We start from the raw sequence: 10840 nt of genomic DNA, 5'->3' as shown, positions 1-10840 counted from the left end.
CCGTCGACCTCGGCTACGGCGCCTCCCCGGTCACGACGTTCGAGCTCTACACCCGCCTCCGCGCCGTGTCCCCCCGCCTGGAGGTCGTCGGCATCGAGATCGACCCCGACCGCGTCGCCGCCGGGCTCGCCTTCCTCTCCGCGCTCGACGCGGCCGACGCGGCCGACGGCGACAGCTCAAAAGGAGGCGACAGCTCAAAAGGAGGGCGTCCTCAAGGAGAGCCCGGCTCGTGCGAGGGGCTGTCGTTCCGGCGCGGCGGCTTCGAGCTCCCGGTCGCCCGTCCACCCGTCCTGATCAGGGCGTTCAACGTGCTGCGCCAGTACGACGAGCCGGCCGCCTGGCGCGCCTGGGACGAGATGTGCGCGCGCCTCGACCCGGCCGGCGTCCTCGTGGAGGGGACGTGCGACGAGATCGGGCGCCGCGCGGTGTGGGTCGCGCTCGCCCCGGACGGCCCGCGGACGATCACGTTCGCGGCGCACCTGCCGACGCTCGACCGCCCGTCCGCCCTGGCGGAGCGGCTGCCGAAGACGCTGATCCACCGGAACGTCCCCGGCGAGCCCGTGCACGAGTTCCTCGCCGCGTTCGACCGCTGCTGGGCCGTCGCCGCACCGCACTCGGTGTTCGGCCCCCGCGCCCGCTGGATCGAGGCGGTGCGGCTGCTGTCGGCGACCCACCCGGTGCTGACCCGGCCGCCCTACGGCGGCCGGAACCGCTGGCGCCTCGGCGAGGTCACCCTCCCTTGGACGGCGGTCGCGCCCCGCACCGCCGGGTGAACCGCGCTACTCGCGCGGCTCCCGGTGGAGCTTGTAGGGCGCGGCCTGCACCCGCGGCTGGACGTCGATGCGGTCGATGTTGACGTGCGGGGGACGGGTCACGGCCCAGGCCACGCAGTCGGCGACGTCCTCGGCGACCAGCGGCCCGGGGACGCCCTCGTACGGCTCGGCGGCCTTCTCCGCGTCGCCGTGGAACCGGACCAGCGAGAACTCCTCGGTCTTCACCATGCCCGGCGCGATCTCGGTGACGCGGACGGGCTCGGCGACCAGTTCCAGCCGCATCACCTCGTTCACCGCGTACGCGGCGTGCTTGGCGGCGTTGTACCCCGCGCCGCCCTCGTACGGGAAGTGCGCCGCCAGCGAGGTGACGTTGACGACGTGCCCGTCGCCGCCGGCGATCAGCTTGGGCAGCAGCGCCCTGGTCACCCGCACCAGCCCGAGGACGTTGGAGTCGTACATCCGCTGCCACTCGTCCAGGTCGGCGTTCGCCACGGGGTCGAGGCCGAGCGCGCCGCCGGCGTTGTTGACCAGCACGTGGCAGCCGCGGAGCCCGGCCGCGAGCGCGTCCACCGACTCCTGCGAGGTCACGTCGAGCGTGACCGGGACGATCCGGCCGGCCCCCGGCACCTCCTCGCTGATCTCCTGGGCGAGGGCCTCCAGGCGTTCCCGCCGCCGTGCGGCGAGCACGACGTCGAACCCCTCGGCCGCCAGGCGCCGCGCCGTGGCGGCCCCGATTCCGCTGCTTGCTCCGGTAACTACCGCGGTCTTGCGCATGCGTCCAGTCTCCCGCCCCGGGCGGCCGGTGGCGGCGGCGGGACGGCCCGATCACCGGTGAGTCCGGTCACTGTGGCGGCGAATGACGATTGGCCCCCTAACCGAGGGAACACCCAACGCGGTCGATAGGTTGCACTACCGGAGGTGATGTCCGGTGTCGCGTCGTATCAACCGGGTTGCGACGGTCAGTGTTCATACTTCCCCCCTTGATCAACCGGGCACCGGCGATGCGGGCGGCATGAACGTCTACATCGTCGAGGTGGCCAAACGACTCGCCGCCCGGGGCGTGGAGGTGGACATCTTCACCCGCGCCACCTGCCGCGCCATGCCGCCCGTCGTCGAGCTCGTCCCCGGCGTGCTCGTCCGCAACGTCGTCGCCGGGCCGTTCGAGGAACTGGACAAGACCGACCTCCCCCGGCACCTGTGCGGCTTCACCTCCGGCATCCTGCGCGTGGAGGCGGCGCACGACCCCGGCCACTACGACCTCCTGCACACCCATTACTGGCTGTCCGGCCAGGCGGGCTGGGCGGCGAAGCAGCGCTGGGGCGTCCCGCTCGTCCACTCCATGCACACCATGGCCAAGGTCAAGAACCTGGCGCTCGCGGACGGCGACAAGGCCGAGCCGGTCGAGCGCGTCCTCGGCGAGGAGCAGGTCGTGGCGTCGTCGGACCAACTCGTCGCCAACACCGCCAAGGAGGCCGGCGAACTCGTCGACCTCTACGGCGCCGACCCCGGCCGCGTCGCGACCGTCAGCCCCGGCGTAGACCTCGCGCTGTTCCGCCCCGAGTCGCCGCTGCTCGCCCGCGGCGCCGGCCTGTTCCCGCACCGCACCGGCCCGGCCCGCCGCCGCCTCGGCCTGCCCCGCGACGCGTACGTGCTGCTGTTCGTCGGCCGCATCCAGCCGCTCAAGGCCCCGGACGTGCTGCTGCGCGCCGTCGCCCGCATGCTCGCCGACGACCCGTCGCTGCGCGCCAGGCTCGTCGTCGCCGTCGTCGGCGGCCCCAGCGGCTCCGGCCGCTGCCGCCCCGAGGGCCTGCAGAACCTCGCCGCCGGGCTCGGCATCTCCGACGTCATGCGCTTCGAGCCGCCGAGCCCGCAGTCGGAGCTGGCCGACTGGTACCGGGCCGCGGACGTCACCGTCGTCCCCTCGCACAGCGAGTCGTTCGGCCTCGTGGCCGTCGAGTCCCAGGCGTGCGGGACGCCCGTCGTCGCGTCCCGCGTCGGCGGCCTCTGCACCGCCGTCGCCGACGGCGAGTCCGGCATCCTGGTCGCCGGCCACGACCCCGCCGACTACGCGGCCGTCCTGCGCCGGCTGCACGACGACCCCGGCCTGTACGCGCGGCTCTCCCGCGGCGCCGTCCGGCACGGCAACAGCTTCGGCTGGGACGCGACCGTCGACAACCTGCTCGACGTGTATACCGGAGCCATGTCCATCCCGGCCGTGCGGGTCGCCACACCTGCGGAGGTATCAGCATGAATCCTGTGGAGACCAACAGGGACATGAATCCTGTGGAGACCATCAGGGAGACGCTGCGGGCCGCGGAACTGGAGTTCGACGAACCCCGCGAGGACGCGTTCTTCGTCAAGCTCCCCGGGCAGCGCAAGCTCGCCACCATGACCTGGCTCATCGTCGGCGAGCACAGCCTGCACGTCGAGGCGTTCTTCTGCCGCCGGCCCGACGAGAACCACGCCGAGTTCTACCGCTTCCTCCTGGAGAAGAACGGCCGCATGTACGGGGTCGCGTTCGCCCTGGACGAGGTCGGCGACGTGCATCTCGTCGGCAAGGTCCCGCTGCAGTCGGTGACGCCGGACGAGGTCGACCGCCTGCTCGGCTGCGTCCTCACCTACTCCGACGAGAACTTCGACAAGGCGCTCGAACGCGGCTTCAAGTCGTCCATCCAGCGCGAGTGGGACTGGCGGGTCAAGCGCGGCGAGAGCCTCGCCAACCTCCAGGCGTTCGCGTCCTTCGCCGACCCCGCCAACCGGGACCCCGCCGACGCCGACCGGGACCCCGCCGACGGCCGGGGGCCCCGGACGGGCCGATAGGCTCTGGTGCCATGGCGACCCTGGTATTGCTCCGGCATGGCGAAAGCGTCTGGAACGCGGAAGGGCTGTTCACCGGCTGGGTGGACGTCGACCTGTCCACGAAGGGGGAGGGTGAGGCGACCAAGGGCGGCGACCTGCTGCTCGACGCCGACATCACCCCCGACGTGCTGCACACCTCCCTGCTGAAGCGGGCCATCCGCACCGCCAACATCGCCCTGGACGTGGCCGACCTGCTGTGGATCCCCGTCCACCGCTCCTGGCGGCTCAACGAGCGCCACTACGGCGCGCTCCAGGGCAAGAACAAGGCCCAGACGCGCGAGGAGTTCGGCGAAGAGCAGTTCATGACCTGGCGCCGCTCCTACGACACGCCGCCGCCCCCCATCAAGGACGACGACCCCCTCTCCCAGGTCAACGACCTCCGCTACGCCGAGCTGCCGTCCGAGCTGATCCCGCGCTCGGAGTGCCTCGCCGACGTGGTCGACCGCCTCCTGCCGTACTGGTACGACGCGATCGTCCCCGACCTGGCCGCCGGCAAGACCGTCCTGGTCGCCGCGCACGGCAACTCGCTCCGCGCCATGGTCAAGCACCTGGACGACGTCTCCGACGAGCAGATCGTCGGGCTCAACATCCCGACCGGCATCCCGCTCGTCTACGAGCTGGACGACGACTTCGCCCCCCTCAAGCGCGGCGGCGAGTACCTCGACCCGGCCGCCGCGAAGGCCGCCATCGAGGCGGTGAAGAACCAGGGCGCCGCCAAGAAGGGCGACGCCAAGGCCCCCGCCCCGGCCGCGAAGGACGCGAAGGACTCCAAGGACGCCAAGTCCAAGGAGAAGGCCAAGCCGCGGCGCGGCAGGCGCAACAAGTAGCGTCCGCACCCGCCGCCGCCCGTCCCGCGCGGCGGCGGGTCACACCTCGTTGATCTCCTCGGGCCGCTGGCCGGTGACGAGGTAGACGACGTTCTCCGCCACGTGGACGGCGTGGTCGGCGAACCGCTCGAAGTAGCGGCCGGCGAGCGTGATGTCCACCGCCGGCTCGACGCCGTGCTTCCACTTGGGCGACAGCAGCAGGTCGAACAGCCGCCGGTGGAGGCGGTCCATCTGGTCGTCGTCGGCGTCGAGCTCCAGGCCCATCTCGACGTCCTGGGACGCGATGACGCTGCCCGCCTTCGCGATCATCCGCTCGGCGATCTGCCCCATCTCCAGGACGGTCGCCTGCAGCTCGGGCGGCACGGCCGACTCGGGGTGCCGGCGGCGGGCGGTCTTGGCGATGTGGACGGCGAGGTCGCCCATCCGCTCCAGGTCGCCGCTCATCCGCAGCGTGGTGATCAGGGTGCGCAGGTCGCCGGCCACGGGCTGCTGCCGGGCCATCAGGTCGAAGACGACGTCCTCGATCTCATTGTCGATCTTGTTGACGTGCTCGTCCCCGCTGATGACCTCCTCGGACAGCCGCAGGTCGGCGTCCAGCAGCGCGGTCACCGCGCGGGCCATCGCGGAACGGACGAGCCGGGTCATCTCGACCAGCCGGTCGGAGAGGGAGTCGAGCTCCTCGTGATAGGCGTCGCGCAAAGCTGCATCCTTCACTTTGATCCGGGGCGAATCGGGCGGTGTTTCGGGGTGTACGGGGGCCGCCGGAGGGGTCCGGACGTACTCGCCCACGCCACAGCCTGCCGCGGGGACGTGAACGCCTCCGGAGAAGAAGGTGAACATTCGGGGAACGAGATCGCCGTGACCAGGGCCGGGGACCGGGAGGGGCCCCTGCGCCGCTTACCATCCGAGGTGTGGAGGTCGAAGTCATCGCGGTCCTGACCGGGCTGGCCGGGCTCGCGATCGGGCTGACGACGGGATTGGCGGTGCGGGTGAGCGAGCGGTCCCAGCGGGCCCCGGCCCCGGCGACGCCGGTCGGCGTCCTGCCGCCGGGCGTGGCCTCGGTGCTGAGCGTGCTGCGGTCGTCGGCGGTCGTCGTCGACATCGAGGACCGCGTCCTGCGCGCCAGCTCCGCAGCCCGCGCCTACGGCCTGGTCAGCGGCGACCGCGTCGTGGTGGACGAGGTGCTGGCGATGGCCCGGCTCGTCCGGCGGGACGGGGAGATCCGCGAGACCGAGATCCAGGTCGGCTCGGCGACCGGGCGCGGCCGCGCCGACGGCCGCTGGTTCGCGGTGCGGGTGACCCCGCTCGGCTCGCACGGCCTCGTCCTCGTGCTGGCCGAGGACCTCACCGACATGCACCGCACCGAGGCGATCCGGCGCGACTTCGTCGCCAACGTCAGCCACGAGCTCAAGACCCCCGTGGGCGCGCTGTCGCTGCTGGCCGAGACGGTCGAGAACGCCGCCGACGACCCCGAGGCGGTCCGGCGGTTCGCGGCCCGCATGCAGTACGAGTCGGTGCGGCTGACCAACCTCGTCCAGGACCTGATGACGCTGTCGCGCGTCCAGGGCGACGAGCCGCTCCCCGACCTGCGCCCCGTCTCCCTGGACGAGGTGGTCGCCGAGGCGATCGACCGGTGCCAGTTCAGGGCGTCGGCCAAGGAGATAGAGCTGGCGGCCGGCGGCGAGGACGGCCTGCGCGTGCACGGCGACCAGGAACTCCTCATCAGCGCCCTGCGCAACCTCGTCGACAATGCCGTCGCGTACAGTCCGGAGAAGACCCGGGTCGTCGTGTCGGCCCGGCGCTGCGACGAGGACCAGGTCGAGGTCAACGTGACCGACCAGGGCATCGGCATCCCGGACGGCGAGGTGGGGCGCATCTTCGAGCGCTTCTACCGGGTCGACCCGGCCCGCTCCCGCCAGACCGGCGGCACCGGCCTCGGGCTCGCCATCGTCAAGCACGTCACCGGCAAGCACGGCGGGGACGTGACGGTGTGGAGCAAGGAGGGCCACGGGTCGACGTTCACGATCCGGCTCCCGCTGCTCGGCACCGCGGACCCGCCGCCCGCACCCGGCGGCGTCGACGCAGAGAACACCACCGATGAACCCGCCCAGGAGGCGCCGTGACCCGCGTGCTCGTCGTGGAAGACGAGGAGTCCTTCAGCGACGCACTGTCGTACAACCTGCGCAAGGAGGGGTTCGAGGTGGCCATCGCCGCCACCGGACCCGACGCGCTGGACATCTTCGAGCGCAACGGCGCGGACCTCGTGCTCCTCGACCTGATGCTCCCCGGCCTGCCCGGAACGGAGGTGTGCCGGGAGCTGCGGGCGAGGTCCAGCGTCCCCGTCATCATGCTGACCGCCAAGGACAGCGAGGTCGACAAGGTCGTCGGCCTCGAACTCGGCGCCGACGACTACGTCACCAAGCCGTTCTCGACGCGCGAGCTGATCGCGCGGATGCGGGCCGTCCTGCGCCGCCAGGGCGAGGCCGAGGAGCCGGCGCCCGCGACCCTGGAGGCCGGTCCCGTCCGGATGGACGTCGAGCGGCACATCGTCAGCGTCGGCGGCTCGCCCGTCCAGCTTCCGCTCAAGGAGTTCGAGCTGCTGGAGGTGCTGCTGCGCAACGCCGGCCGCGTCCTGACCCGGATGCAGCTGATCGACCGCGTGTGGGGCGCCGACTACGTGGGGGACACCAAGACCCTCGACGTGCACATCAAGCGCCTCCGCGCGAAGATCGAGGACGTGCCGTCCACGCCGCGCCACATCGTCACCGTCCGCGGCCTCGGCTACAAGTTCGAGCCCTGAGTCCGGGACGTGGAACGGCCCGTACGGCGATCTCGCCGTACGGGCCGTTCTGCGCGTGTGCGCGGGGTCAGTGACCGCCGGCCGCGGGCGACTCCGCGCCCGTCGGGGACGGCGACCCGCCGCCCGGCGACGGGGACGTGCCCGGCTGCGCCGGCTCGGTCCCCGGCGACTCGGTGCCCGGTGACTGGGCCCCCGGTGACTGGGCCCCCGGCGACTGCTGCCCGTTGTTGGCGCCCGGCGTCTGGGCGTTGGGCGTGACCAGGGGGTAGGTGGTGTACTCGTCCTGCTGCAGGACGAGCGGCACCTTGAACTCCACGGCGCCGGCCTTCTCGAACTGCATCCGCACCGTGACGAGGCCGCCGGCGACCAGGTCCGGGTCGCGCAGCCCGTTCAGGACCACCACCGGCTCGCCGCTCCCCGCGGTCGGCGCGGGGGGACTCACCGTCGGGCCGGGCGTGTTCTCGGACGTCGGGCTGGTCGTCGGGCTGGCCGTGGACCCGGGGCCGGTCGGCGCCGGCGTCGCGGTCCGGCCGGGCTGCTCGGTCTCCGGCGCCTCGGGGCCGGGGTTGACCGTCGTGCCGCCGCGCAGCATCACCAGGCTGCCCGACCCGTCGCGTGCCGCGGGCGGGAGCGTGACCCCGCCGCCCTTGATCATCGCGGAGCCGAACTGCGGCGAGCTGACCGAGGTGAGCCGGTCCTCCCGGCCCTGGACCTGGTTGAGCAGCACCCCGTAGAGCGGGAGCGACGCCCCCTGGGCGATCGGCTCCTCCGGCTTCGGCCCCAGCACGAACATGTTGCGCAGCACGATCTGCGGGTTGTCGTCGTCCAGCGGGACCGACACGTTGACGCCCTCGGTCAGCCGGACGGGGGCGGCGGACTGAGCATCCATGCCGGCGCCGCAGCCGGAGATAACCGGCGCGATGGCGACGGCGCCCGCGACGGCGAGCGCGACCATTCGACGGCTGTTTCGGATCACGGCGTCGGTCTCCTCGCGATGTGTCATTCCAAGACGTGACGTTGGAAGGTTGCGGAGTGGCGTGAGATACGCCAGAGGAAGCGTAGCGAGACCCGGCCGCAAGTCCCGCGCCGGGGTGGCCGACACGCTCCGGCACATCGGAGAAATCCCCCGGGAACGGCTCAGCCGGACCGCAGCGCGCGGACCTTCTCGGTGAGCTCCGGCCCTGCCCGCGGCCCCGGGACGACCTCGCCGACCACCCCGTCCGGCCGCACGAACACCGCGGTCACAGCGGTCACCGCGGTGCCCGCCGTACCCGCCGTACCCGCCGTGCCCGCCGTCCCGCCGCGGGGGACGTACGCCTCGGCGAGGACGCCCTCGCGGTCCTCCAGGACCAGCGGCTTGCCGTAGTGGGCGGTGCCCGCGCACGCCTTCAGCTCCTTCAGGGGCATTCCCTGCTCGTCGCCGGCGGGACGCGGGTCGGCGACCAGCCAGAAGTTCAGCACGTTCTCGTGCGTCCTCCCCGCCAGTTCCGCGATCACACCTTCGCACTCGTACCCGGGCGGGACGATGCCGATGACCCCCGGGCGCAGGTCGCGCAGCGCGGTCGGCGTACGCTCCCCGACCGCCAGGTCGACGCTGCCGTCCGGCAGCAGCCCGCCGACCTCGCCGGGGCTCGCGGACGGGCGCGGCGCCAGCTGGGCGATCGTCGGCCGCGGCGCCGGCTTCGGCCCGAACGCGGTCATCAGCGCCCCGCTGAGCAGCGCGATCAGCAGGGCCCCCACGATGATCGGGATCGCCACCCCGAACCGGGTCAGCGGCCGGGCCGCCCGGCGGATCCGCTGCCGGCGCCTGCGCCGCCGCTCCTCGCGGCGGTAGGCGAGCATGTCGCGCTCAAGGGCGCGGGCGTCGTCGGGCACCACGACGTCAACGCGGGGGAGCCCGTAGTCGTCGGGCTCCGGCTCGTCGCCGTCCGGCCTCACGCCGCACCTCCCATCCGGCTCCGCCGACGCAACTCCGCGGCCGGGGCCGCCATCCTCCCGGACCACCGTCCCACCGAACGGGCGATCCGTCCCACCGGCCCGGCATTTCGACGGCCCGCGCAGGAGGGGATGTCCGCTGGGTTGGTTCCCGTGAGTTCTGGTCCCATTCGCGGTCTTCGCGCGCTTCGTACCCGCGGCGTCCGGCCCGCTCACCTCGCGGACGGGACGCGTCCCCGCCTGCGCCGGCCGGGGTGCTTGCCTCCCGCCCGGCTTCCCGGTAGTGCGGAGGGGGTTGAATCCGGTGGCTTCTCGGCTACCGTGAGTATGGGGAACTGGACGCCGATGCACCATTAAAGTGCTTTGTCAATACCCCAATATGCTGTTTGACCTGGGCATATGCCGGTAAGGCCGGTTCAGCCACCCCGGTTCACGTGGTACCCTGGGTCTAGCGGAAGGGGTACTTGTCACATGACTTTCCAGGTCGGCGACACCGTCGTCTACCCCCACCATGGGGCTGCTCGGATCGAGGCCATCGAGACTCGCACCATCAAAGGTGAGGAAAAGACCTATCTGGTCTTGAAGGTCGACAAGGGCGACCTGACAGTGCAGGTTCCGGTCGAGAACGTCGAGGACGTGGGTGTCCGCGACGTGGTCGGCCAGGAGGGTCTGGAGAAGGTGTTCGAGGTGCTGCGCGCCCCCTACACCGAGGAACCCACCAACTGGTCCCGCCGGTACAAGGCGAACCTTGAGAAGCTCGCCTCTGGCGACGTGAACAAGGTCGCCGAGGTCGTCCGCGACCTGTGGCGGCGCGACAAGGAGCGCGGCCTTTCGGCGGGCGAGAAGCGCATGCTCGCCAAGGCGCGCCAGATTCTGGTCAGCGAGCTGGCGCTCGCCGAGAAGACCAACGAGGACAAGGCGGAGGCCCTGCTCGACGAGGTCCTGGCCAGCTGAACCGGCCGGGCGAATTGAGCACACGGTTTCCACGGGTGGGCGTCGGCACCGACGTCCACCCGTTCTCGTCCGAGCCGCGTCCCCTGTGGGTGGCGGGGCTCGAATGGCCCGGTGAAGGCCACGGCCTGGCCGGCCATTCCGACGGCGACGTGGCCGCACACGCGGCCTGCGACGCCCTCCTGTCGGCCTGCGCCCTCGGCGACCTGGGCGCCGTCTTCGGCACGTCCGATCCGCGCTGGTCGGGAGCCTCCGGCGTCACCCTGCTGCGCGAGGTGGCCCGGCTCGTCCACGAGGCCGGCTTCACCATCGGCAACGTCGCCATCCAGGTCATCGGCAACCGCCCCAAGATCGGCAAACGCCGGGCGGAAGCCCAGAAGGTTCTCTCCGAGGCCCTGGGCGGCGCCCCCGTGACGATCTCCGCCACGACCACCGACGGCCTCGGCCTGACCGGCCGCGGCGAGGGCCTGGCCGCCATAGCAAACGCCCTGGTGTTCCCCCCCGCCTGACACGGCCTCCACCAAGGCGGCTCACCCAGCCCACCCATCTCGTTGACTTGCGGCGTGTTGTTGTTATGGCAGGCCGGATACCAACAACACGCCGCAAGTCAACGAACTGTCGGGTCGGTGGCCCGTGGGCGGGCGCTGCGCCGGCGCCCGTGGTCGCGAGCGCCCGCCGGGTCGCGGGGGTCAGGG

The 10840-nt window shown here is 72.2% G+C and carries 12 protein-coding genes; 8 read left to right on the top strand and 4 right to left on the bottom strand.

All coding sequences use genetic code 11. From position 1 onward, the window contains the following. Positions 1–773: hypothetical protein (locus E1200_RS25700; RefSeq protein ID WP_131954645.1), on the top strand; the 773-nt coding region annotated here is incomplete at its 5' end. A gap of 6 nt (positions 774–779) precedes the next feature. On the opposite strand, the gene E1200_RS25695 is transcribed toward E1200_RS25700, so the two are convergent. Further along, on the bottom strand, positions 780–1547 hold the full coding sequence (locus E1200_RS25695; RefSeq protein ID WP_131954644.1) for an SDR family NAD(P)-dependent oxidoreductase: 768 nt from the start codon (positions 1545–1547) through the stop codon (positions 780–782). A gap of 154 nt (positions 1548–1701) precedes the next feature. Between E1200_RS25695 and mshA the strand changes: the two genes are divergently transcribed. Genes mshA through E1200_RS25680 form a run of 3 tightly spaced genes read left to right on the top strand, consistent with a single transcriptional unit; the run spans position 1702 to position 4459 of the window. Continuing rightward, positions 1702–3024 carry a D-inositol-3-phosphate glycosyltransferase gene (mshA, locus tag E1200_RS25690; protein ID WP_131954643.1) on the top strand — a complete coding sequence of 441 codons (1323 nt, stop codon included), beginning with the start codon at positions 1702–1704 and terminating at the stop codon, positions 3022–3024. Positions 3025–3047: 23 nt separating this feature from the next. Further along, entirely contained in the window at positions 3048–3593 is a 546-nt protein-coding gene (locus E1200_RS25685) for a YbjN domain-containing protein (protein ID WP_131954642.1), read from the top strand. 11 nt (positions 3594–3604) lie between these two features. Further along, positions 3605–4459 carry a phosphoglyceromutase gene (locus tag E1200_RS25680; RefSeq protein ID WP_243708830.1) on the top strand — a complete coding sequence of 285 codons (855 nt, stop codon included), beginning with the start codon at positions 3605–3607 and terminating at the stop codon, positions 4457–4459. A 39-nt stretch (positions 4460–4498) separates the two neighbouring features. Here E1200_RS25680 and phoU read toward each other — a convergent pair whose 3' ends face one another. Further along, complete coding sequence (phoU, locus tag E1200_RS25675; protein ID WP_131954641.1) at positions 4499–5158, bottom strand: phosphate signaling complex protein PhoU; 660 nt, start codon at positions 5156–5158, stop codon at positions 4499–4501. A gap of 212 nt (positions 5159–5370) precedes the next feature. Here phoU and E1200_RS25670 point away from each other — a divergent pair, with 212 nt between their 5' ends. Together E1200_RS25670 and E1200_RS25665 are read left to right on the top strand one after the other, a co-directional pair. Beyond that, positions 5371–6582: an ATP-binding protein gene (locus E1200_RS25670; protein WP_131954640.1), complete on the top strand. Its 1212-nt coding sequence runs from the start codon at positions 5371–5373 to the stop codon at positions 6580–6582. Continuing rightward, positions 6579–7259 (top strand): response regulator transcription factor, encoded by a 681-nt coding sequence (locus tag E1200_RS25665; protein ID WP_131954639.1) that lies wholly within the window; start codon positions 6579–6581, stop codon positions 7257–7259. The genes E1200_RS25670 and E1200_RS25665 overlap by 4 nt, the downstream gene beginning before the upstream one ends. 67 nt (positions 7260–7326) lie before the next feature. On the opposite strand, the gene E1200_RS25660 is transcribed toward E1200_RS25665, so the two are convergent. Next, positions 7327–8235, bottom strand: coding sequence for a hypothetical protein (locus E1200_RS25660; RefSeq protein ID WP_131954638.1), 909 nt, complete (start codon positions 8233–8235; stop codon positions 7327–7329). A 161-nt stretch (positions 8236–8396) separates the two neighbouring features. Next, complete coding sequence (locus E1200_RS25655; RefSeq protein WP_131954637.1) at positions 8397–9197, bottom strand: hypothetical protein; 801 nt, start codon at positions 9195–9197, stop codon at positions 8397–8399. A 468-nt stretch (positions 9198–9665) separates the two neighbouring features. Between E1200_RS25655 and E1200_RS25650 the strand changes: the two genes are divergently transcribed. Together E1200_RS25650 and ispF are read left to right on the top strand one after the other, a co-directional pair. Further along, the gene (locus E1200_RS25650) at positions 9666–10148 is read left to right on the top strand and encodes a CarD family transcriptional regulator (RefSeq protein WP_067459337.1); all 483 of its coding nucleotides are present in this window, start codon (positions 9666–9668) and stop codon (positions 10146–10148) included. A gap of 35 nt (positions 10149–10183) precedes the next feature. Continuing rightward, positions 10184–10654 carry a 2-C-methyl-D-erythritol 2,4-cyclodiphosphate synthase gene (gene ispF, locus E1200_RS25645; protein WP_207933543.1) on the top strand — a complete coding sequence of 157 codons (471 nt, stop codon included), beginning with the start codon at positions 10184–10186 and terminating at the stop codon, positions 10652–10654. The last annotated feature ends 186 nt before the right edge of the window (positions 10655–10840 follow it).

It is taken from the genome of Actinomadura sp. GC306 (genome assembly GCF_004348665.1).
Taxonomy (GTDB): Bacteria; Actinomycetota; Actinomycetes; order Streptosporangiales; family Streptosporangiaceae; genus Spirillospora.
The sequence above is the reverse complement of the archived record's forward strand: the minus strand, read 5'-3'. Positions and strand labels throughout refer to the sequence as shown.